General features: G+C 63.1%; 22 protein-coding genes. 11 read left to right on the top strand and 11 right to left on the bottom strand.

The window, feature by feature from the left end; all coding sequences use genetic code 11:
- Positions 1–177: 177 nt before the first annotated feature.
- The 3 genes from KFO72_RS28760 to KFO72_RS28750 all read right to left on the bottom strand — a co-directional run bounded on the left by KFO72_RS28760 (position 178) and on the right by KFO72_RS28750 (position 3,024).
- Complete coding sequence (locus tag KFO72_RS28760) at positions 178–810, bottom strand: transglycosylase SLT domain-containing protein (RefSeq protein ID WP_225033535.1); 633 nt, start codon at positions 808–810, stop codon at positions 178–180.
- A gap of 117 nt (positions 811–927) precedes the next feature.
- A complete protein-coding gene (locus KFO72_RS28755; protein WP_225033534.1) occupies positions 928–2,481 on the bottom strand; it encodes a phospholipase D family protein in 1,554 nt (517 codons plus the stop codon).
- 75 nt (positions 2,482–2,556) lie between these two features.
- Positions 2,557–3,024 (bottom strand): response regulator, encoded by a 468-nt coding sequence (locus tag KFO72_RS28750; RefSeq protein ID WP_225033533.1) that lies wholly within the window; start codon positions 3,022–3,024, stop codon positions 2,557–2,559.
- 252 nt (positions 3,025–3,276) lie between these two features.
- On the opposite strand from KFO72_RS28750, the gene KFO72_RS28745 reads away from it, so the two are divergent.
- The 3 genes from KFO72_RS28745 to KFO72_RS28735 all read left to right on the top strand — a co-directional run bounded on the left by KFO72_RS28745 (position 3,277) and on the right by KFO72_RS28735 (position 6,267).
- Positions 3,277–3,495 carry a hypothetical protein gene (locus tag KFO72_RS28745; protein WP_035999855.1) on the top strand — a complete coding sequence of 73 codons (219 nt, stop codon included), beginning with the start codon at positions 3,277–3,279 and terminating at the stop codon, positions 3,493–3,495.
- 349 nt (positions 3,496–3,844) lie between these two features.
- Positions 3,845–5,407 carry a methyl-accepting chemotaxis protein gene (locus KFO72_RS28740; protein WP_082433963.1) on the top strand — a complete coding sequence of 521 codons (1,563 nt, stop codon included), beginning with the start codon at positions 3,845–3,847 and terminating at the stop codon, positions 5,405–5,407.
- 605 nt (positions 5,408–6,012) lie between these two features.
- Positions 6,013–6,267 carry a hypothetical protein gene (locus KFO72_RS28735; protein WP_176052804.1) on the top strand — a complete coding sequence of 85 codons (255 nt, stop codon included), beginning with the start codon at positions 6,013–6,015 and terminating at the stop codon, positions 6,265–6,267.
- Positions 6,268–6,318: 51 nt separating this feature from the next.
- Here the strand turns inward: KFO72_RS28735 and KFO72_RS28730 are convergent, their stop codons facing one another.
- Positions 6,319–7,215 (bottom strand): hypothetical protein, encoded by an 897-nt coding sequence (locus tag KFO72_RS28730; protein ID WP_054933000.1) that lies wholly within the window; start codon positions 7,213–7,215, stop codon positions 6,319–6,321.
- A 210-nt stretch (positions 7,216–7,425) separates the two neighbouring features.
- Between KFO72_RS28730 and KFO72_RS28725 the strand changes: the two genes are divergently transcribed.
- The 4 genes from KFO72_RS28725 to KFO72_RS28710 all read left to right on the top strand — a co-directional run bounded on the left by KFO72_RS28725 (position 7,426) and on the right by KFO72_RS28710 (position 10,332).
- Positions 7,426–7,959 (top strand): carboxymuconolactone decarboxylase family protein, encoded by a 534-nt coding sequence (locus KFO72_RS28725; protein ID WP_054933008.1) that lies wholly within the window; start codon positions 7,426–7,428, stop codon positions 7,957–7,959.
- Positions 7,960–8,164: 205 nt separating this feature from the next.
- Positions 8,165–8,569, top strand: a complete 405-nt coding sequence (locus KFO72_RS28720; protein WP_054933007.1) for an FKBP-type peptidyl-prolyl cis-trans isomerase — start codon at positions 8,165–8,167, stop codon at positions 8,567–8,569.
- 286 nt (positions 8,570–8,855) lie between these two features.
- Positions 8,856–9,368: a low molecular weight phosphatase family protein gene (locus KFO72_RS28715; protein ID WP_054932999.1), complete on the top strand. Its 513-nt coding sequence runs from the start codon at positions 8,856–8,858 to the stop codon at positions 9,366–9,368.
- A gap of 130 nt (positions 9,369–9,498) precedes the next feature.
- On the top strand, positions 9,499–10,332 hold the full coding sequence (locus KFO72_RS28710) for a CHAD domain-containing protein (RefSeq protein ID WP_225033532.1): 834 nt from the start codon (positions 9,499–9,501) through the stop codon (positions 10,330–10,332).
- 31 nt (positions 10,333–10,363) lie between these two features.
- On the opposite strand, the gene KFO72_RS28705 is transcribed toward KFO72_RS28710, so the two are convergent.
- From KFO72_RS28705 to KFO72_RS28695, 3 genes are all read right to left on the bottom strand, one after another.
- Positions 10,364–10,561: a DUF3562 domain-containing protein gene (locus KFO72_RS28705; RefSeq protein WP_054932997.1), complete on the bottom strand. Its 198-nt coding sequence runs from the start codon at positions 10,559–10,561 to the stop codon at positions 10,364–10,366.
- A gap of 243 nt (positions 10,562–10,804) precedes the next feature.
- Entirely contained in the window at positions 10,805–11,137 is a 333-nt protein-coding gene (locus KFO72_RS28700; protein WP_054932996.1) for a hypothetical protein, read from the bottom strand.
- 35 nt (positions 11,138–11,172) lie between these two features.
- Positions 11,173–11,592, bottom strand: coding sequence for a secondary thiamine-phosphate synthase enzyme YjbQ (locus tag KFO72_RS28695; protein WP_054932995.1), 420 nt, complete (start codon positions 11,590–11,592; stop codon positions 11,173–11,175).
- 139 nt (positions 11,593–11,731) lie between these two features.
- On the opposite strand from KFO72_RS28695, the gene KFO72_RS28690 reads away from it, so the two are divergent.
- Positions 11,732–11,998 carry a cupin domain-containing protein gene (locus KFO72_RS28690; protein WP_054932994.1) on the top strand — a complete coding sequence of 89 codons (267 nt, stop codon included), beginning with the start codon at positions 11,732–11,734 and terminating at the stop codon, positions 11,996–11,998.
- Positions 11,999–12,133: 135 nt separating this feature from the next.
- On the top strand, positions 12,134–12,997 hold the full coding sequence (locus KFO72_RS28685; RefSeq protein WP_225033531.1) for an oxidoreductase: 864 nt from the start codon (positions 12,134–12,136) through the stop codon (positions 12,995–12,997).
- A 3-nt stretch (positions 12,998–13,000) separates the two neighbouring features.
- Here the strand turns inward: KFO72_RS28685 and KFO72_RS28680 are convergent, their stop codons facing one another.
- Together KFO72_RS28680 and KFO72_RS28675 are read right to left on the bottom strand one after the other, a co-directional pair.
- Positions 13,001–13,675 carry an antibiotic biosynthesis monooxygenase family protein gene (locus KFO72_RS28680; protein ID WP_054933006.1) on the bottom strand — a complete coding sequence of 225 codons (675 nt, stop codon included), beginning with the start codon at positions 13,673–13,675 and terminating at the stop codon, positions 13,001–13,003.
- A gap of 27 nt (positions 13,676–13,702) precedes the next feature.
- Positions 13,703–14,095 carry a RidA family protein gene (locus tag KFO72_RS28675; RefSeq protein WP_054932992.1) on the bottom strand — a complete coding sequence of 131 codons (393 nt, stop codon included), beginning with the start codon at positions 14,093–14,095 and terminating at the stop codon, positions 13,703–13,705.
- 200 nt (positions 14,096–14,295) lie between these two features.
- Here KFO72_RS28675 and KFO72_RS28670 point away from each other — a divergent pair, with 200 nt between their 5' ends.
- The gene (locus KFO72_RS28670; protein WP_225033530.1) at positions 14,296–14,772 is read left to right on the top strand and encodes a glycine zipper 2TM domain-containing protein; all 477 of its coding nucleotides are present in this window, start codon (positions 14,296–14,298) and stop codon (positions 14,770–14,772) included.
- A gap of 45 nt (positions 14,773–14,817) precedes the next feature.
- Complete coding sequence (locus KFO72_RS28665) at positions 14,818–15,228, top strand: VOC family protein (protein WP_060604201.1); 411 nt, start codon at positions 14,818–14,820, stop codon at positions 15,226–15,228.
- 3 nt (positions 15,229–15,231) lie between these two features.
- Here the strand turns inward: KFO72_RS28665 and atzF are convergent, their stop codons facing one another.
- Complete coding sequence (gene atzF, locus KFO72_RS28660) at positions 15,232–17,034, bottom strand: allophanate hydrolase (RefSeq protein WP_225033529.1); 1,803 nt, start codon at positions 17,032–17,034, stop codon at positions 15,232–15,234.
- 36 nt (positions 17,035–17,070) lie between these two features.
- A complete protein-coding gene (uca, locus tag KFO72_RS28655; RefSeq protein WP_225033528.1) occupies positions 17,071–20,685 on the bottom strand; it encodes an urea carboxylase in 3,615 nt (1,204 codons plus the stop codon).
- Positions 20,686–20,772: the final 87 nt, after the last annotated feature.

The following is a 20,772-nucleotide window of genomic DNA, read 5'->3' as shown; positions in this document are numbered from 1 at the left end:
GCCGCCCCGCACAGGGGCGACGCGTGAAGCACGCTAACGAATCGCGGATGCCAGCAAAAGCAAAAGCAAAAGCAAAACCAAAACCAAAACCAAAACCAAAAACCCCGACCAGCAACGCCTGAACCACACAAACAATTCGCCGCTGCCAACCCAAACACACGCGCATGCGCCAAGACGTCAGGGAAGGGCATCCGCTGACATCTTCATGCCCGGCTGCACGCTGCCGCCCAATACCGCACTAAACCGCCGCATATGCACCGCCACGCGGCGCGCATACCCTTTCCCGCCGCCGCTATAGCGCCAAAGCGCGGCATCGATATCGCCGTCCGCAGCATCGAGATAACCGCGCAAAATCGACGAGCCGATGCGCACGTTGATAGCGGGATCATCGAGCTCTTTCACGTTGGAAAAAGCACGCGGATGCGCGGCGGGCAGCACCTGCATCAGCCCGCGCGCACCGAGCGTGCTCACGGCGCGCGGATCGAAGCCCGATTCGACCGCCATCACCGACAACAGCAGCACGGGCGACATCGAATAGCGGTTGGCTTCAGTCAGAACGGCTTGCGCGATCGTCAGCGCATCGGTGGCTGAAACGCGGAATTGCGCGCGTAGGGTGGCGACGATATCGGCGGGAGAGGGAAGCGCGGGCGGATCGGCGCCCTGCGTTGCCGACGACGCCTGCGGCGCGGTTTCCGCTTGTGCATGGCCGAACGGCAGCGCGCTGCATAGCGCGAGGCTCGCGGCCATCAACGCGAGCCTGATCAGCGTGTACCGCCACCGTCCTTTGGCCAGATTGTGTTGTTCCTGCATATCGTCTGATACGAGCCCGGATGCAAGCACTCTACGAATATCGCCGTCGAAATTTTCAAAAGAAACGCACAGTGCGCGTAAAAACCGCGTAAAGGCAGGTTCGCCGTGCGGACTCCGCTATAGCTGCGATTCAATCGGCAAGATGCTCAAAAACCAGATACCGGCCTTGCGCATTGCCGACACATCCGGCTCGCTATCGAGTACTTTCACCGTGCCGTCGGGCGCCGTGTCGACCCACACGATACCGCTCGTGCCGTTCGCTTTCGCGCGCAATTCGAGCCGCCATGCAATGCGATCGAGGTTCGGCTCCAGCGTATCGACAACCTGCGCGGCGGCTGGCGCGCTCTCGCAGTACACGCCAATCTCCGTGTTGAGTTCGACCGAACGCGGATCGAGATTCATCGAGCCGATAAAGATGCTGTCGCGGTCGAACACGTATGTCTTCGCATGCAGCGACGCCTTTGACGAGCCGAACAGATGCTTCTTGTCTTCCGTTTTGTCTTCCGCGACGGGTTTCAGTTCGTAGAGCCGCACACCTGCTTCGAGCAGCGCCTTGCGGTAGCGCTGATAGCCGGCATGGACGGCGGCGACGTCGGTGGCGGCGAGCGAGTTGGTCAGCACCGTGACGCGCACCTGCTTTTGCGTGAGTCCCGAGAGCCACGCGACGCCTTCTTTTCCAGGCACGAAATACGGCGAGACGACGAGCATCTGTTGCGTCGGCTGCAAGTCGAGCGCCTTGAGTTGCGTCATCAGTTGGCCTTGCGAGTCGCCCGGCGCGCGCGCGATCTTCGCGGGATCGTCGTAGAGCAAAGTGGCTTTGCCCCATGAAAACACGGCATCCTGCGAATGAATGACCTGGGTGAGCCGTGAGCGCGCGTTCACGACGTAGGGGTTGCTTTCCTGCGAAGCCAGATACGCGTCGAGCTGTTTGCGTACGTCGGCCAGTGCCGCAGGGTCCGCCCTGCGGCCCATTAGCACGTCGATCGGATACGCGGCCTCGGAGTTCCAGAAAAGGTCGAATGCCGACGACACGTCATGCACGACAGGTCCATGCACGAGCACATCGAGATCGCCGAACGCGACGTCGTTCGAAGCGCCGAAGTACTCGTCGCCGATATTGCGCCCGCCGAGTATCGCGCCCTGGTTGTCCGCGATCATCGACTTGTTGTGCATGCGCCGGTTCACGCGAAAGAACTCGGCGGCCATGCCGAGCTTCTTGAACGTACGATTGGCGACGGGGTTGAAGAGACGAATCTGCACGTTTGGATGCGAGTCGAGCGCGAGCAGCAGATTGTCGTCGGCATTGGTGCCGAGATCGTCGAGCAGAATCCGCACGCGTACGCCGCGATCGGCCGCGCGCATCACGGCAGCCGCGAGCCCGCGGCCCGTCAGATCGTCATGCCAGATGTAGTACTGCAAGTCGAGCGTGCGGTCGGCTGCTTCCGCTAGCACGAGCCGCGCGACGAGCGCATCGACGGCATCGGGCAGCAGGTGGAACGCGGTTTCGTCGGGATGCCGCTGTTCTTGCGGCGCGAACGCGATGGCGAGCCGCGTGTTCTGCGTGTCGGTGACGGCGTGCGTCTGGATGCGATCTGCCTGCGGCGGCAGACTCGCGCACGAAGTCAGCAAGGCGACGGTGAAGGCCGCGAGAAGACTTCGTAACTTGATCATGGGCGCGCTCCGCAACGGCGATGCGCGTCAGATTAACGGGACGGAACGGCCCTTACAAGTGGCGTCGCGCGGCAGTTACGAATGATAGTACCCGCGCTTCAACGCGGGCATGGCCAGCAGCGTCGAGAGGATGTCGACGGCCGTCAGCGGATCGACGGGCTTTATGCATACGCCGTCGAAGCCGCCGGCGCGCAACTCGGCATAGTCATCGCCCGTTTCGCAGGCGGTGTAGGCGAGCAGCGGCACGCTCGCCATTTCAGGCAACGCTCGCAGTGTACGCGCCACCGCAAGCCCCGACAGGCCCGGCATTGCGATGTCGAGCACGACGCTGTCGGGGCGCCATTCGTTGGCGATCTTCAACGCGTCGCAGCCGTTGTACGCCACGCGTGTGTCGAAGCCGCTGTTGGCAAGAAACGCCGCGAGTGCATCGGCGGAATCGATGTAGTCGTCGACGACCAGCACACGCGGCGGCATCGAATGCGCGGCAAAGCGCGCAGCCGTCCATACGCGGCTTCGGGTTGGAGTGAAGGTTCTGTTGTGCATGCTGTCCCTCCTGCTCTTCTGGCACGGTTTCGGAAGTCTTATGGAGAAGACAGCAACAGGCATTCCACACGCCAAGCGGCGGCATTTGCATCAGATCGACGGTTGCAACGACTGAAATGGAGTGCGCCAGCGTGCAATACAACGTAAAAGGGAGGACCGAGCACGCGATTTGCCATGCTACGATTGATTCATCCGCCGGGAGAAACCCATGCCCGGATTGCATCGCACTTTCTTCGCTACAGGGGGTTTGCCATGCATTTCGACTACAAGGGATTTCACATCGACTGCCGGGCCAGGCACGACGAGGACGGCCACTATGTCGCCCAAGCCAAGCTCACTCGCGGGGCGACGGCCAATACGCCCGCCGAAGTGCACCAATCGGGCGATATCGATTCATTCGTCGACGAATCCGACGCCATGACATGTGCGCGAACATGGGCGATCGAGTGGATTGACGAAAACTGGGACTGATCTTCCCTTTCACGAAAACCCATAAGGCACGCGTTTTGCCGCCGCACCGGCGGCGCGCAGGCGCTGCCCGTTTCGCCCATTGTTTCTCGCCTACTGAGTACTTTGGCAGGGAGCATCCTGCCGATTCCCGCCCGGGTCGATTGAACGCCTGCGTAAAAACCCTAAATTGTTAAATATTGGGAGGCGGAAGCCGATATCCAGTAAATCGGAGCGAATCCGCGCGCAGAACCCGTAGACAGCGCGCGGACACCGCACGAACAACGCCTGAAACCTGAGAGCAGGCGTTTTTTTGCACAAAAAAGATTCATTGCGAAAACAGATTTTGTCGGTAAAAACCCGGGGGCCAGTAATGAAAAAGAACTTGACCATCAAGACAAGGCTGTTCGTCGGTTTTCTGTCCATGGCGGCCATCGCCGTTGTCATTTCCGTTGTTTCGCTATTCAGCCTTGCCAGCACGACGCAGGCATTCGGCCAGTACGTGCATGGCATCGACGCGCGCGCGCAGGTGGCGGCCGAGTTGCGCGCGGCCGTCGATCGTCGCGCGATCGCCGCGCGCAATCTGGTGCTCGTCACGACCCAGGCAGATTTCGACCTCGAGACGGCTGCGGTGAAACGCGCGCATGAGGATGTCGGCATCAAGCTCAAGCAGCTCAACGACATGATCAACAGCGCGAGCGACACGAGCGAAACCGCGCGTTCGCTGGCCGCCGAGATGAATCGCGTCGAAGGGCTTTATGGGCCCGTTGCGCTTAACATCGTGGGCCTCGCGCTGAACAAACATCACGATGAGGCGATCAGGGAAATGGACGACCATTGCCGTCCGCTGCTGGCCGCGCTCGTCAAGGCAACCGACGACTACGCGAGCTACACGAAGAAGCGCCAGGGCGAGATCGTGCAGAACTTCGAGGAGCGCTATGCGATGCTGCGCAACGCCATTCTCGGCGTGAGCGCGCTGGCGATACTCGCATCGCTCGTGCTTGCCATACGCATGGTGCGCTCGATCACGCAACCTATCACGCGCGCCGTCGAAGTCGCGCGCACTGTTGCGACGGGCGACCTGACAAGCCGTATCGTCGTCGACCGCGATGACGAAGCAGGCGAACTGCTGAAGGCGTTGCGCGACATGAACGACCGGCTCACCGAAACGGTCGGCCGTGTGCGATCGAGCAGCGCAAGCGTCTCCACGGCGACGAACGAGATCGCCACGGGCAACAGCGACCTTAGCCGCCGCACGGAGGCGCAGGCCGCATCGTTGCAGGAGACGGCGGCGAGCATGGAACAGTTGACCTCGACCGTCAAGCAGAACGCCGACAGCGCGCAGCATGCGAAGTCGCTGGCGTCGAACGCGTCGGAGATTTCCCAGCGAGGCAGCCACACCGTCGAACGCGTGGTGACGACGATGGAAGCGATCAGCTCCAGCTCGGGCAAGATCGCGGAGATCACCGGGATCATCGAAGGCATTTCGTTCCAGACGAACATTCTCGCGCTGAACGCTGCTGTCGAGGCGGCGCGCGCAGGCGAGGAAGGCCGCGGCTTCGCGGTGGTCGCGGGCGAAGTGCGCAGTCTCGCGCAGCGCTCGGCGCAAGCGGCAAAGGAGATCAAGGAACTGATTGCACGCTCGGTGCAAGAGATCCAGAGCGGCGCGTCTCTCGCAGATGACGCAGGTCGTACGATGGCCGATGTGAACCGGGCTGTCGCGCGCGTTTCCGAAATTATCGCGGAGATCGCTGCGGCTTCAGAAGAGCAAGGGCGCGGCATCGAACAGGTCAACCAGGCGATCTCGCAGATGGACACGGTGACGCAGCAGAACGCGGCGCTGGTGGAACAGGCTTCGGCTGCCTCGCAATCGCTGCGGCATCAGGGCCGCGAACTCGACGATACCGTTTCTTCGTTCAAGCTCGCCGTGGCTTGAACGCGGCCTTTACTTAAGCTGGGTGCGACAGCTTGCAAGCGGCGCGATTCATTCGCGCTGCTCGCGTATTCGCGCAAATATTGCTTCACCAGGCGATGAATGATTTCCGGCTTCACTTTTTTGCTCACGCGACAATCGGTAAATCATCAAGTCATATATGCACTTTACTTTCCATTCGATGTGAAAAAGAAATGCCAGGCGTATCCGTATTGCAAACAGGTTGCAGTGCGGTATAAACCTACTATGATAGGAACAACGCACCGGTCTCGATCCAGATGCCCATAGCGCCTTGTATGACGGCGTTTCAAAGGGTTTTGCGTTGCCGAGGCCCGCGTGTCGAAGGCCGTCGGGCCGCATCATGTGCACGGCTTGTCGGCGAATAAAGCGGCATTATCCCGGCGTCAACATTGCGCGATGAAAATCGCGTCGTTATATTTTGCGCCGGAAAACCATGCGTGGTCGTTTGATGTACTCAATTCAATCGCGCTTAACAGATGTGCACGGATGCACCGCTTTGCAGTGCGATCCGATTGCACGCGGAACCTGAGAGAGCAAACGCCGCAGCGGGCGGGGTTGAGCCATGGCGTTTTAGCGGAGAGGGCACGATGAACGCGGCATTGACCATTGAATCGTTCTGGAAGGCATTTTGCGCACGTCAGATTTCGCGTGGGGTATCGCAGGCGCAGCTTCGCGAGTCGAAGACGGCGTTCTATTCGGGCGCGGTCGCCATGTACGACATCATGATGACGGTCACCGATCCCAATCTCGATCCCCTAGAAGCACACTCGATACTCGCCGCGCTCTACGACGAGCGGGAAGACTTCCTGCGCATTCACGATATGGCGGCCATCGACCGCTAGCCAGCCGTCAAGCATGCCGCGCGGCATCGCGCCGTGCAATCATGAATAGCTTTATTGCGCAGTTTGCTGGCGCTGGTACTCGTTCTTCTTCATCTGCAGGTACGCTTGCCGGTCCACTTCGTGCAATTGACGCGGATATTGCTCGGTCGCATCGAACCACGTGGCGAAACGCTGATCGACGCGCTTGTCGGCGGGAAGCGCAAGCGAAGCCAGGTAGGCGTCGATGGCGAGGTAATAGCGCATCGTGTTGCGTTCCACCAGCCCGCGCACTCCGCCCACATAGTCGCCCGACGCTTTGGTGAATCCCACTTTCGCACTGCCTATCGTCGCGAGATACGTCTTCATCGCGATGCGTCCTGCCGTGCCGAATCCATATGAATACGTGAGATGCAGGAACGTGTGTCCTTTTCCGATATCGACGGCTTCGAGCACGATGCGATAGTCCCTCGTGCTGAGCGGTCCCGTTGCCGCGCTCAGATCGACCTGGAAATAATCCGGGTTTGTCGCCACTGACCTGTAGTTGAATTGCACGCGGTACGTGTCGCCGAGTTCCTGCTCCGTCTTCTTGCCCACGTTCATGCTGATGGTCGCGCCGTTGCCGCTGGCGGAGGCGCGGCAGTACTTCGTGTTCAGATGCAGGATCAAGACTTCGCACCAGTTGGCCGGGCCTTGCTGCGGGTCGTTGAAGGCTCGGTTGACGGTGGCGAACGGGTAATCGACGACTGCATAGATGTCGCCCTTCAACGTGTTCGAGGTCTCTTCCGAATCCAGATGGATCGGCCGGTTGAACGCGTTCGACTTGAGTTGCGGCGCGAGCGCGTCGTATTTGTCCTTGAGCGCTGTCGCGTTGTCGTCGGCCCAGCTCAGCGCGCCGAGCGTGAGGCCCATTAGCGCGAACACAACCAGTACGAATCGCCTTGTTATCCGCATGATCCCGTGAGTGCTCATGGCACGCGCTCCCGCTGACGGCGCTGTTATTGGGCAAACGTCGCACGAATATAGCAGAGACAGCGCACCACGCCGGTCAGCCGATGAGCCGTTCGAGCATAAACGTGATTTGAACCAGCATTCACCGTAGCAACGCACGTTCCTAGAATGACTTCCATGCGCTGACCCAGTCGCGCAACGCAAAGACCTCATCAACATATGGAGAACATCATGGAACGTCTGAATCGCCAACCCGTCAGTGAAGCAACCGGCCAGGCAGCAGAACTCTTTACAGGCATCAAGCGCGCGGTCGGCATGGTGCCGAACGCTTATGCCGCCATCGGCTCGAACAGCCCGGCTGCGCTGCAGATCGTGCTCGCCACGGGCGATGCGCTCGGCAAGGGCGCGCTGTCGCGCAAGGAAGTCGAAGCAATCAAGCTCGCGATCAGCGGCGTCGCGGAGTGTGACTACTGTCTCGCTGCTCACTCGCTGGCGGCGAAGAAGGTGGGCATCGCGGCCGACGATCTCGTCGCGCTGCGCGAAGGACGCGATGCAGCCGATGCGCATCTGAATGCCATCGCCACGTTCGCGCGGACCGTGTTCACGTCGCGCGGCACGGTGCCGGCGTCAGTCGTCGATGCCGTGAAGGCGGCGGGTTACAGCGATCAGCAGATTACGGAGACGCTGCTCGCGATCGCCGACATCACGTTCACCAACCTGTTCAACCGGGTCAACGACACGACTGTCGACTTCCCGAAGATCTGAACGCGCGGCGCATCAACGCTTCGAATCGCGGCTTTTCCCGCGGCGGGTGTTGTCCCGCCGCGGGTGTAGCCGTTCCAGGCGCACAGCGCCTGGAATCGCGCAATGGCGTAGTGCGCACGTATTTGTAGCAAGTTGATTCAGGTCTCCTGCCGCGCAGCGACGATCCGCTAGAATGAGGCTCGCTATTCACACCAAGGAGATACGCGTGAAATCAGTTGTTGCCCTGCTCGCTGCGGCCGCGCTCGCATCGGTGTCGCTCACCGCAAACGCTGCATCGACGGAGAAGTTGCCCTCTGGCGTCGTCGTCGAACACCTGACGCAGGGAAGCGGCCCGCAACCCACGGCGGCCGACGTCGTGCGCGTCAACTACCGCGGCACGCTCGCCAACGGCACCGAGTTCGACAACTCGGCCAAGCATGGCGGCCCCGCAGAGTTTCCGCTCGGCCGCGTGATCCCCTGCTGGACGCAAGGCGTCGCGACCATGAAAGTGGGCGAGAAAGCCAGGCTGACCTGCCCGGCTGCGACCGCGTATGGTTCGCGCGGCGTCGGCGTGATCCCGCCGAACAGCGATCTGACGTTCGAAGTCGAACTGCTCGCGATCGTCAAGTAACAGTAACGTTTAAAAAAAGCCGGTCTTTCAGACCGCGCAACGCCATGCGCAATCCGGCCTCCGAACGGCCGGGTTGTCCCGCCTGGCGCGCCACACCCGGCGCCCCCGTCACGCTGGCTCGACCCGGCAATTGGGACCAGACGCCTGATTATCGTTAACGCTGGCTGGCTGAACGCAAATTGGCGTGATACCTAAACGGTCTTGCGGCGAATCGGTTGGACGATTGGGATTCTGTCACCAATATGAAAAACTGTGCGCTCAGAATCCCGCAAAAAATAAAATCTGCATGACGGGGTGTAGGGTGACCAGAAAACAAAGAGTGCTGTTCCTTTGCAGGGACAACGCGACGCTCAGCATTTTGGCGGAAGCCTTGCTACGCGAGCTGGACGGATTGCATTTCGACGCATTCAGCGCAGGTCTCGAACCCGCCGACAAGGTTCAGGCGGCGGCCATGGGTGAGTTGCGCCATGGCTTTTCCAGTCTGGAGCTGCTGAATCCGAAAAGCTGGCTGGAATTCACGAGCGAATGGGCGCCGCAGATGGATTTCGTGGTGACGTTGTGCGACGAGTCGGCACGGGTCGACGCGCGCGCGTTCCATGGCGCGCCCACCTTTCGTCACTGGACGCTCACGCCGTCCGCGTATGGCGCTGCGGGCGCCGTCGAAAACGCGTTCTGGCAGATATTGAAGCGCGTCGAAGACTTCATCGCGGCCGAGCGCCGCCCGTGGCCATCGCTGAAGCTGCCCGCCGTGGCGGGCTGCACGCCCGACGCCTGCGACCTGCTGCTGAGCGGGCAGTGAGCCGCAACGCCGTTGCGGCGTCGCGCGCCGCAGCGGACGCAAGCCGACGGCACATCAAGGCAGCAGGTCCCTGAATTGCTTACTCGGTCATGACAGACACGCCGGGTCAGCAACCCATTCAGGGAACGCCATGAAAGACGACACACGGACTGCGCTGCCGCACGATGGCAACGCGCAAGCCCATTTCTCGCACTACGCCGCGCCGCTGATCGACAATGCGCTAGCCTGCGCCGCTGCATTGCGCGCGGATCCCGATGCCGAAGTCCTGCACAAGCTGCGCGTTTCGCTGCGACGCTTGCGCACGTTGCTGTGGGCGTACCGGCCGCTGCTGAACGAGCAGTTCGACAACCAGCAGCGCGCGCTTTTCAAGTTCTACGCGAGCGCTGCGGGCAAGACGCGCGACTGGGACATCCTGATCGCGTTGCTCGATGAAACGAAAGACGCCCCAAAGCAACCGCGCGACGCGATGCGCGCCGCCCGCTCGAAATCGCTCGACTCGAGCCGCGAGATCCTCGAACAGGCCGACGTGAAAGGCGCGTTGCGCGACACGCTCAAGGAAGCGAACCGGGAACTGAACACCGCGCACGAACGCACGCCGCTGCCGAAGTTCGCGCGCAAGCGTATCGGGGCGGCGCAGAAGTCGATGGCGAAGCGCATGAAGCGCGCCGCGCGTGCCACGCGCTCGGACTATGCGTCGTATCACGAGGTCCGCAAGGCGGGCAAAAAGCTGCGCTATCTGACCGAGTTCTTCGAGCCGATGCTGCCCAAAAAACAGCTGAAGGCAATCAAGCCGCTCAAGAAACTGCAGAAGCGCTTCGGCGCGTTGAACGACGTCGTGGCGAGCGAGCAGTTGCTGCGCGACAACCAGGCGCTGTTCGCCGACGATGCGGCCGCCGTGCACGCACTCGATGTGCTCGCGAAAGAGCGCAAGCGCCGCATGCGTGCCGCCGCGAAACTATTGTGACGCGGATGGAATGCGCTGTGAGGCTGGAACCTTACCGCCGTGACGCCGTGCGCGAGCGCAAGGTCTCGCGCACCCGCTTCGCCGCGAAGAGCGGCACATAGTCGAGGATGCGTGCGTCGCGCTCATAAGCCTGCACGGCATCGGTGTACATCTGCGAGACGACTTCTTCCGGGGCATCGGTGGATTCTGCGATTTCGTGCACGATCTTCTGCGAATCTTCCGTCTTCATGCAAGGCTCCTTGGAGTCAGTCGGCAATCTCGGTAGTCGGAACCTTGAATTGAAGGACATGCGATGCGAGTGCGCCAATAGAACTTCGCAATCGGTGGAACCGCGCGGTGGGAGCATCGGGGGCACGTGCAAGGAAAGCCTGTTTGATCATACAGATAGCGCGTGCACCCAAAACTTTTCCACAGGTCTTTCAACAGAAATTGTGGATAACATGAGCGCAATTCGGCCCCGACGGGCGCAGGGCTATTGAAGCCACTTGCGTACGTCTTTTTCCCATTCGGGGTCGCCGCAACCCTTCGGATTTTCCGGGCCGAGCACGGTGATATAGCCTTTGCTCTTCATGCACGACTCGTAGGCGCGCACCTTGGTGCACTGCCCCGGCCCCGCGTTGCGCGAGACCGTCTTGCACTGCGCGATGGTGCGGTCCATCGGGCCGAAGTCCATGTCGTTCGCGTTGGTGGTCATCGGCGCGTCGGCGCCTGACAGCGAGAACTCGACCGGGCCGGTGTGAGTGCAGGCTGCGGTCAGCATCGCGAGCGAGGCCGCCGCGACAAGAACAGGCGCGCGCAAAATCATGTTTCACTTCCTTGTTGGTGTTGTGCGTTGAAATGTCATTCACCGATCAGATGCAGCACGATATCGCGCTCCTGCGGCCGCGCGCGATGCTCGAACAGATAAATGCCTTGCCACGTGCCCAGCGTCATGCGGCCATGCTCGACGGGTATCGACAATTGCACCTGCGTCAGTGCCGTGCGCAGATGCGCGGGCATGTCGTCGGGGCCTTCCGTGTCGTGCTCGTAGCGCTTGGGATCTTCGGGCGCGAGCATCGCGAAGTGCCGTTCGAGATCGCGCTGCACCGAAGGGTCCGCGTTCTCCTGGATCAATAGCGACGCCGACGTGTGCCGGCAGAACACCGTCAGGATGCCCGTGGCGATCGACGCGTCGCGTACGAAAGCGGCGACCTCCGTGGTGAAATCGAACAGTCCGCGAGCGCGCGCCCGCACGTTCAGATGGCGAATGGCCTGGCGCATATATCGTTCTCCGTTGTGCGATATGAAATGACGGCTAACGAAGAGTTTACCGCGAGCCGCGCTGCCGATCCCTTGATGCAAAACCGGCTATGCTGATGCTTCTGCGTCATCGCACACACGAGAAAGGAAGGCCATCATCATGGAACGCGACGAATTCATCAATGCATTGAAGAGCGAAGGCTACGCGGAAATCGCGACCGCCACGCGCGACGCGAACGGCACGGTCGACGATCATGTCCACTCGTTCGAAGCGAAGGCGTTGATTCTGCACGGCGAACTGGCGATACGCATCGGCGCTGCGGAGCAGGTCTATAGAACGGGCGATGTATTCCATCTGCAAGCCAATGAAAGCCATTCGGAACGCTACGGGCCCGAAGGCGTTCAGTATCTGGTGGGCCGTAAATAAGCGCGAAGGTAAGCCTGAACCCAGGCAGACCGCCAGCAAGTTTCTCGTCTACCGGCTACCATTTTTTTCGAAGCGTCGACGCGATGTACACGCGTCGATGCCAGATCGCTCATTCCGTCATCGAGGAGGTTTTGAATGCCCACGTCCACGACGCCCGTCTGGTTCATTACTGGCTGTTCAACCGGCTTCGGCAAGGAACTGGTCCGCGCGGTGCTCGAACGGGGCTGGCGCTGCGTGGCGACGGCGCGCAACGTCGCGTCGCTCGCCGATCTGGCCGAGCCCGGCAGCGACGCCGATGGGCGTCTCGCCCGCGTGAAGCTCGACGTGACGGATGCCGCGCAGATCGCCGCTGCCGTCGAGACGGCGCAACAGCGCTTTGGCGCGATCGACGTGCTGGTGAACAACGCGGGCTATGGCTATCAGTCGTCGATCGAAGAGGGCGACGAAGCGGAGATACGCGCGCAGTTCGACGCGAACGTGTTCGGCCTGTTCGCGATGACACGCGCGGTGCTGCCGGGCATGCGCGAGCGGCGCAAGGGGCATGTGCTGAACATCACGTCGGTGGCGGGTATCGCGGGCTTTCCTGGCTCGGGTTACTACGCGGCGAGCAAGCACGCTGTCGAAGGCTGGTCCGACTCGCTCGCGACGGAAGCCGGGCCGCTCGGCATCCGCGTGACCTGCGTCGAGCCGGGCCCATTCCGCACCGACTGGGCAGGTCGCTCGCTCAGGCAGACGCCCAACCGTATTGCTGACTACGCGGACACGGCGGGCAAGCGCATGCAGGCGACGGCGCAAAACAGCGGGCATCAGGCCGGCGATCCCGTGCGTGCTGCTCAGGCAATGATCCGCATCACGGAGACCGACCAGCCGCCGCGTCATCTGGTGCTGGGCGCGTTTGGCGTCGATGCCGTTTCGAAGCGCCTGCATTCGACACTCGCCGATATCGAAGCGTGGCGCGACACGAGTGTCGGCGCGGACTTTCCGGACAGCGGGAAATAAGCTTCAGCCAGGCCGTGCAGCGTCGGGATAGTATTGCGGCGCTTCGCGGCGGTCGAACATGCCGTAGTCGCGCACCACGCGCACGCTGCGCAGCCGTGCGCCATCGGGCAATGCGAGCGCGTCTGCAAAGGCCTCGGCGGCTTGCGCATCGCGCCATGCAGTGAGCAGAACGACGTCGCCCGGCGTCAACACAGCGTCGAACGCATCCCAGGATACGAGCCCCGTTGTGTCTTCACGCAAGCCCAGCTTGCCCGCGACTTCGCGCGCGCCCGCCTGTTTCACCCAGTCCGGGTCGCGTCGCGCGTCGATCAGCACGATCGTGGTCGCGTCGCCCGTTTCTGTTTCGTCGAGTCGTTGCTCGTGCAAGGTGTGACGGGCGGGCAGGCGCGTGTCGCGCGTCACCTGCCCCACGCGCAGCCGATAATCGCTAAACGTCTGCGTGCGGCCTTTTTCCTGCACGCCGTGATGCGTCGCCTGCGTGCGCCACCTCACCAGCGCTTTCTCGTCGCGCCAGCCGGACAGCGACAGCAGCACGCCCTCGCGCGTGAGGCTGCCGTAGCGGACGTTATCGACGAAGCCGTCGATCTGCTCCAGTTCCGGCCTCAGCAGCTTCGCGTAACCGAGATACGCATCCCAACGGTCGGCGCGCGGTTGCACTTCGAACAGCACTGAAAACATCGTGTCCTCCACGTGAGCGAACGCGGTTCAAATCGCCGCAATGCAATCTATTTCGATGTCGAAGCGCCCCGGCCACGCGGGCACGCAGACAAAGATACGCGCCGGTGGATCGTTCGGAAAATAGCGCGCGTAAATCGCGTTGACGGCCGCGAACTGCTCGACCGACGTGCAATAGACATGGCACTTGAGCACATTGTCGAGCGACGAACCCGCCGTCTCGACGCACAGCTTCAGCTGTTCGAGCACGAGCTCGGTCTGCCGTTCGAGTGGCACGTCGGCGACTTCGCCTGTCTCGGGATCGAACGGCGGCAGGCCCGACACATAGATCGTGCCGCCGTGCCGCGTGACGGCGGAAGTGGGCGCCTTCCAGCGTTCCAGCCAGCCCGATAGCGGTTCGACCCGGATGATCTCGCGTTTCATTGCAATGCTCCGTTTGCATGATCTGGCTGTCATCGTAGCGCCGGGCACCGCGCCGACGTTTCAGGCTGAGACGAAATGACGGTGCGAATGCGCAAATGCGCAGCTCATTTTCCTCTCATTCTTCGAGCTTACGATTCACACATCGAAAGAACCTGCAACGCGCCACACAACCCGGTGCGCTGCTCATAGAGGGGAACATCATGAACAGGTCATTCGTTACAGCATGTGCTTCGGCGCTCGTCGCCTCGCTCGCCTTGAGCGGCTGCGCAACCTTCGACGGCTCCGCCAACGTCTACAGCGCGTCGCAGGCCCAGCGCGAGGCAACGGTCCGCTTCGGCACCATCGAAAGCGTGCGCCCCGTCACCATCGACACCAGCAACGGCCAGCCCGGCTTTCTCGGCGCGCTCGGCGGCGGCGCGATCGGCGGCATCGCCGGCAGCGCGATCGGCGGCGGTCGCGGCTCGATCCTGACGGGCATCATCGGCGGCATTGCGGGCGCGGTGGCGGGCAACGAGGTGCAGAACCACTTCGAGAAGAAGCAGGGCGTCGAAATCACCGTGCGCCTCGACGACGGTTCGCTGCGCGCCATCACGCAAAGCACCGACGGCCCGATGTTCTACGCGGGCGAGCGCGTGCGGTTGCTGTCGGAAGGCGGCGTGACGCGCGTGACGCTGTAAGCGCGGCAACGCGGGCAACAAAGGCAAAGGAAGAAGGAGAGCATCATGTTCATGCGCGACGACGTGATCTACGAGTTTCATCACATCGGCATTCCGACCAGCGACGTGCGCGAAGGCGAACGCTACAGCCCGCAGTACCGGATGTACACGAGCGACAGCGATTGCAAGCTCGCGCGCATCCAGTACCACCGCTTCGAAGCCGATAGCCCGCTGCACGAACTGATGCGGCGCATGCCGCACCTGGCGTTCAAGGTCGACGATCTCGACCGCGCGATCGAAGGCAAAGAGGTCCTGCTTGCCCCGTATGAACCGATCGACGGGTTTCGCGTGGCCGCGATCATCGACGGCGGCATGCCCGTCGAACTGATCCAGACCGTCCTCGACGACGAAGAGATCTGGACCCGTGCGGTGACGGGCAGGCACGCGCGGCTGTACGCCGCGCAATACGAAGCTTGAGTTTCAGGCGGCGCGCTGCAGCCACGCGCGCCAGCCGCCGTATTGCGTGATATCGACGGCGCCTTCGAGCCCGTACGCCTCGCAAACGAAGCCGGTTTCCCAGCGCCCGTCCGCAAGCTCGACCTTGCCGAGCGCGAGCGGCGCCGGAATGCCCGCGAGGAAGGACCCTGCTTCGCTGGCGGGCAATTCCCATACTTCGACTTCGATTGCCGCGCCGTTCGCCGCATCGCGCATCATGCCGGGCCGCTGCGTCGCGCCGCCGCCCGCGAGCGCATACAGCCGGTAGCGCGGCGCGCTGGCCGTCTTCTCGACGAGCCGCGCGCCACGTGCGATCAACTGCCCGTTCAGCGCCAGCCCTTGCAGATGCGCGCCGCACACCACGAGCTTCATCCTGTCATGGCGGGCTGCATTCGAGGTCGCATTCGCATGCTGTTGCGCGCCGCCGATCAGCGGCACATTCAGCTTGCGATGCAGCGCATCGGCGACGCTCAGCAGGTATTGATCGGTGAACCCGCGGCCGAACAGCGTGACGCCCCACGGCAGCCCATTGCGCATGAAGCCGGCAGGCGTCGCGACGGCGGCGTAATCGAGCAGGTTCATGAAGTTGGTGTAATACCCGAGCAGCGAGTTAGGGCTGATAGGATCGCGCTCCAGTTCGTCGAGCGTGACGGCGCGTGGAATGGACGGCGTCAGCACGCAATCGAGTTCCGCGAGCACGGCGTCGCAACGCTGCTTCAGCGCCTGGAGCCGGTATTGCGCGCGAAATGCATCGACGGCCGTCGTGCCCGGCGCCTTGGCGAGCACGTCGCGAATCACGGGCAGCACGGCATCGGGTTGCGATTCCATCAGCGCGCCTGCCACGCTGTAGCGCTCGGCAACCCACGGTCCTTCGTAGAGAAGTCGCGCCGCTTCGACGAAGGGCGCAAAGTCGATCTCGACGGCCTCGCCGCCGATCCCTTCTAGCGCCGCGCGCGCCTGCGCGAACAGCGCGGGGCTCTCGTCGCAGCCCGCGAATTCGAGCTGACGCGGCACGCCGAAGCGAAAGCGCGTGACGGCGCCGAACGCGGTCGCGTCGTTCCATTGCGGATTCACGCGGCTATAGGCGTCGGCGGGATCATGGCGGGCGGTGAGCGCGAGCAGTTCGCTCGCCTCGCTGGCTGTCGCGGTGAAATACGTCACGCAGTCGAGCGTGCGGCAGGCGGGCACGACGCCCGCCGTCGACAGCAAGCCCTTCGTCCCTTTGGTGCCGACCAGGTTGTTCAACGCGGCGGGCACGCGGCCCGAGCCGGCCGTATCGGTGCCGAGCGCGAAGCTCGCGACGCCGAGCGCCACCGCCAGCGACGATCCCGCGCTCGATCCGCCCGAAGGATATGCGGCGTGCACGCTGTTGCGGCACTTGCCGTATGGCGAACGTGTGCCGTTGAGGCCTGTCGCGAACTGGTCGAGGTTCGTCTTGCCGATCGGCACCGCGCCGAGCGCGATCAGTTGCGCGACGAGGGTTGCAGACTCTTGAGGCGTATACGCGAATGCAGGGCACGCGGCCGTGGTCGGAATACCGGCGAGGTCGATGTTGTCCTTCAAGGCGAACGGCACGCCGTAGAGCGGCAGCGAATCGGCATCGCGCCCGTCGAGCGCCGCGAGATAAGGCTCGATCTCAGCGTCCGACAGCAGATGAATGAACAGGTGATAGTCCGGGTTCAGCGCGGCGGCGCGCTCGCGCAATGCGCCAAGCAGCGCGCGCGGCGTCGCGCGGCCTTCACGATACGCGGCGCGCACTGCGGGAAGACGCAGATCGAATGAAGCCATGTCGGATGGTTCCTTAATGCGTTCAAGTGAGTTGTCTCATGCGTGCTGTTCGATCACGACGACGCGTTGTCCCGCGCGAACGGGCGAACCCGGCGCGACGTGAATCTCGCCGACCGTGCCCGCGCAAGGCGCGATAACGGATATCTCCATCTTCATCGATTCGATCACGAGCAGCACGTCGCCTGCTTCGACAGTCGCGCCGGGCTCGACGCGCACTTGCCAAAGGTTGCCGGCAATTTCGCTATCGACGGCGATCTGGCCGTCGGTGAGCGGCGCGATTTCCGCGTCGGCAGTGACGGGAGGCTCCAGCGCGTCTTCGTTGCTGCCCGCTTCGTGCCAACGCTGCCGCTCGGCCTGAAACGCGGCTTGCTGACGCGTGCGGAATTGCGCAATGTCTTGCGCCTCGCGTTCGAGAAACGCCTGATAGTCGGCAAGCGACAACTCGGTCTCTTCGATCTTCAGCGGATAACGGCCGAGCGGAAACGCTTCGCGGATGCGCAGCAGTTCGTCGGCGGAGACTTCGTAGAAGCGGATCTGATCGAAGAAGCGCAACAGGTACGGACGACCCGCAAAATCCGCGACTTCGCGATAGCGGTTCCACATCTGCAGCGTGCGTCCGACGAACTGATAGCCGCCAGGTCCTTCCATGCCGTACACGCACAGATATGCGCCGCCGATGCCGACGGAGTTCTCGGCCGTCCACGTGCGCGCCGGGTTGTACTTCGTCGTCACCAGCCGGTGACGCGGATCGAGCGGCGTCGCAACGGGCGCGCCAAGGTAGACGTCGCCGAGCCCCATCACCAGATAGCTCGCGTCGAACACGATGCGCTTCACGGCATCGATCGAATCGAGGTCGTTGATGCGGCGGATGAACTCCAGATTGCTCGGACACCAGGGCGCGTCCTTGCGCACGGTGGTCATGTACTTGTCGATGGCGAGCTGGCACGCGGGGTCGTCCCACGACAGCGGCAGGTGCACGATACGCGACGGCGCCCGCAGATCCTTTTGCAGCAGCACGCGCTGCCATGTCGCCGCGACGTGATCGAGCAGCGTCGCAAGCGGCAACTGCTCCGGCTGATAGTGGACCTGCAGCGAACGGATGCCGGGCGTCAGATCGATCACGCCGGGCAACTGCAACGCCTCGAGCGATTGCATCAATGCATGGCCGCGAAAGCGCAACACGAGATCGAGTTCGGACGGGCCGATTTCGAGCAGCAGATGCGTGTCGCCGGACAGTCGCGCGACGAGCCGGTCATCGCCTTCACCGACGTTGAGCACGATGGGCGACTGCAACGCCGCGCGTTCTTCGCCGGCTTGCGGAGTGCTTGCGTGCGCGGCGAGCGTGACTATTTCTTCGATACGTGCGCGTGCCGCTGCGCGGGCGGTGGCGATATCGACGGGCACGAAGCGCACCTTGTCGCCTGCCTTCAACTGGCCGATCTGCCACAGGTCCGCTTCGATCACCGTGACAGGACACACGAAGCCGCCGAGACTCGGGCCATCGGGGCCGAGAATGACGGGCATGTCGCCCGTGAAATCGACTGCACCGACGGCATACGGATTGTCGTGAATGTTCGACGGATGCAGCCCCGCTTCGCCGCCGTCGGCGCGCGTCCATTCGGGCTTCGGGCCGATCAGCCGCACGCCTGTGCGGCTCGAATTGAAATGGATCTCCCAGTCGGTGTCGAGAAACTGATCGATATAGGGCGCGCTGAAGTATTCGGGCGCGCCATGCGGGCCGTAGATCACGCGCAGCACGCGCACATCGTCGAGGCGCTGGGTGAGCGCAGCAGGCATTGAAGCGCCCGCATTGCGATCAGCGAGCGGATGAAGATGCAGCACGTCGCCCGCCCGCAGCGCGCGTCCGCCGTGGCCGCCGAACTGCCCGAGCGTGAAGGTGCTGCGGCTGCCCAGATACTGTGCGACGTCCAGCCCGCCGCGCACGCACAGATAGGCGCGCGCGCCCGCGCCGCGGATCGTGCCGAGCGCGAGGGTCGAACCGGCTGCGACGAGGAACGTCGTGTTCATCGGCTGCGGAATCTCGTCGAGCATGACGGGCAATGTCGCACCCGTCACGGTGACGACGGCATCCGTGTTGAACCGCAGCGTGGGCCCGCTCATCGTGATTTCGAGCGCGGCGGCCTGTGCGTCGTTGCCGAGCAGACGGTTGCCGAGGCGCAGCGCACGGTCGTCCATCGGTCCCGAGGGCGGCACGCCGACGGCCCAGTAACCCGGACGGCCCGGGTAGTCTTGCACGGTAGTCTGCGTGCCGCCGCTGAGCACTTCGAATGTCGATGCGCGATAACGCAGGCCTTCAAGGCAACGCGTCCACGGATGGCCGCTCGCGAACGGCGTGTCGGCAAGAATCTGCCGCAGATAGTCGCGGTTCGTCTCGACACCGTAGATGCGCGACGCTTCGAGCGCGGCGTCGAGCGCGTGGCGCGCCGCATCGCGGGTCGGTTGCCAGGCGATCAGCTTCGCGAGCATCGGATCGAACCACGGCGGCACCTCGCAACCGGCCTCGATCCATGTGTCGATGCGCAGCGCGCGGCCATCGGCAGGCGGGAACGACACGTCGGTCAGCAGCCCGGGGCAGGGCTTGAAATCGCGGCCGGGATCTTCCGCATAGAGGCGCGCCTGGATCGCGTGGCCTTGCGGCCTCAGATCGCGCGCCAACACGTCGAGCGGCGCGAGCGTGCCCGCCGCCAGTTCGATCATCCAGCGCACCAGGTCCACGCCCCACACCTGTTCGGTCACGCCATGCTCGACCTGCAAACGCGTGTTCACTTCGAGAAAGTAGAAGCGCGCAGCATCGCTGTCGTAGACGAATTCGACCGTGCCCGCCGAGCGATACGACACCGCTTGCGCGAGCCGGATCGCCGCTTCGCATAGCGCGGCTTCGACGCCGTCGGGCAGGTTCGGCGCGGGCGTTTCTTCGAGCACCTTCTGGTTGCGCCGCTGCACGGAGCAGTCGCGCACGCCGAGCGCAATGGCCGCGCCCTCGCCGTCGCCGAATACCTGCACTTCGAGATGCCGCGCTTTCTCGATGTACTTTTCGAGGAACACGCCGGCGTCGCTGAAATTGTTCTGCCCGAGGCGCTTCACGTTGTCGAACTGCGCCGCCAGTTCCTCCGCCGAGCGGCACACGCGCATGCCGATCCCGCCGCCGCCCGCCGTGCTTTTCAGCATCACCGGGTAGCCGATGCGTTGCGCCGCTTCGAGCGCGGCGTCGAGCCCGTCGAGCAGGCCCGTGCCTTCGAGCATCGGCACGCCTTGTTCGGCGGCGATCGCGCGGGCCGTGTGCTTCAGACCGAAGGCGCGCAATTGCGCGGGCGTCGGCCCGATGAACGCGATGCCAGCCGCTTCGCATGCTTCGGCGAACGCCGCGTTTTCGGACAGGAAGCCGTAGCCCGGATGGATGGCCGGTGCGCCTTGCGCGCGTGCGATTTCCAGAAGCTTCGCGATGTCGAGGTAGGTGACGCTTGCCGCGCCGTCGCCGAGACTGCATGCCGTATCGGCGAGGCTGACGTGACGGCTCGCGCGGTCCGCTTCGCTATAGACGGCGATGCCTTCGACGTTCAGTTCGCGCAGCGTGCGCAGAATGCGGCAGGCAATCGCGCCGCGATTCGCAATGAGGACTTTATCGAACATGAGTGGATGTTCAATGCGTGGGCGGGTCGTCCCGCCACGTGGGCATGCATGCCGAGGTCGTCCACGGCAGGTCGCTTCGTTTCGGTT

This window comes from Paraburkholderia sp. XV (assembly GCF_020177535.1).
Lineage (GTDB): Bacteria > Pseudomonadota > Gammaproteobacteria > Burkholderiales > Burkholderiaceae > Paraburkholderia > Paraburkholderia caribensis.
The sequence above is the reverse complement of the archived record's forward strand: the minus strand, read 5'-3'. Positions and strand labels throughout refer to the sequence as shown.

Coding starts and splice junctions, on each gene's coding strand:
- KFO72_RS28760 (WP_225033535.1), bottom strand. CDS start 810: ATGCAGGAACAACACAATCTGGCCAAAGGACGGTGGCGGTACACGCTG.
- KFO72_RS28755 (WP_225033534.1), bottom strand. CDS start 2,481: ATGATCAAGTTACGAAGTCTTCTCGCGGCCTTCACCGTCGCCTTGCTG.
- KFO72_RS28750 (WP_225033533.1), bottom strand. CDS start 3,024: ATGCACAACAGAACCTTCACTCCAACCCGAAGCCGCGTATGGACGGCT.
- KFO72_RS28745 (WP_035999855.1), top strand. CDS start 3,277: ATGCATTTCGACTACAAGGGATTTCACATCGACTGCCGGGCCAGGCAC.
- KFO72_RS28740 (WP_082433963.1), top strand. CDS start 3,845: ATGAAAAAGAACTTGACCATCAAGACAAGGCTGTTCGTCGGTTTTCTG.
- KFO72_RS28735 (WP_176052804.1), top strand. CDS start 6,013: ATGAACGCGGCATTGACCATTGAATCGTTCTGGAAGGCATTTTGCGCA.
- KFO72_RS28730 (WP_054933000.1), bottom strand. CDS start 7,215: ATGAGCACTCACGGGATCATGCGGATAACAAGGCGATTCGTACTGGTT.
- KFO72_RS28725 (WP_054933008.1), top strand. CDS start 7,426: ATGGAACGTCTGAATCGCCAACCCGTCAGTGAAGCAACCGGCCAGGCA.
- KFO72_RS28715 (WP_054932999.1), top strand. CDS start 8,856: ATGACGGGGTGTAGGGTGACCAGAAAACAAAGAGTGCTGTTCCTTTGC.
- KFO72_RS28710 (WP_225033532.1), top strand. CDS start 9,499: ATGAAAGACGACACACGGACTGCGCTGCCGCACGATGGCAACGCGCAA.
- KFO72_RS28705 (WP_054932997.1), bottom strand. CDS start 10,561: ATGAAGACGGAAGATTCGCAGAAGATCGTGCACGAAATCGCAGAATCC.
- KFO72_RS28700 (WP_054932996.1), bottom strand. CDS start 11,137: ATGATTTTGCGCGCGCCTGTTCTTGTCGCGGCGGCCTCGCTCGCGATG.
- KFO72_RS28695 (WP_054932995.1), bottom strand. CDS start 11,592: ATGCGCCAGGCCATTCGCCATCTGAACGTGCGGGCGCGCGCTCGCGGA.
- KFO72_RS28690 (WP_054932994.1), top strand. CDS start 11,732: ATGGAACGCGACGAATTCATCAATGCATTGAAGAGCGAAGGCTACGCG.
- KFO72_RS28685 (WP_225033531.1), top strand. CDS start 12,134: ATGCCCACGTCCACGACGCCCGTCTGGTTCATTACTGGCTGTTCAACC.
- KFO72_RS28680 (WP_054933006.1), bottom strand. CDS start 13,675: ATGTTTTCAGTGCTGTTCGAAGTGCAACCGCGCGCCGACCGTTGGGAT.
- KFO72_RS28675 (WP_054932992.1), bottom strand. CDS start 14,095: ATGAAACGCGAGATCATCCGGGTCGAACCGCTATCGGGCTGGCTGGAA.
- KFO72_RS28670 (WP_225033530.1), top strand. CDS start 14,296: ATGAACAGGTCATTCGTTACAGCATGTGCTTCGGCGCTCGTCGCCTCG.
- KFO72_RS28665 (WP_060604201.1), top strand. CDS start 14,818: ATGTTCATGCGCGACGACGTGATCTACGAGTTTCATCACATCGGCATT.
- atzF (WP_225033529.1), bottom strand. CDS start 17,034: ATGGCTTCATTCGATCTGCGTCTTCCCGCAGTGCGCGCCGCGTATCGT.
- uca (WP_225033528.1), bottom strand. CDS start 20,685: ATGTTCGATAAAGTCCTCATTGCGAATCGCGGCGCGATTGCCTGCCGC.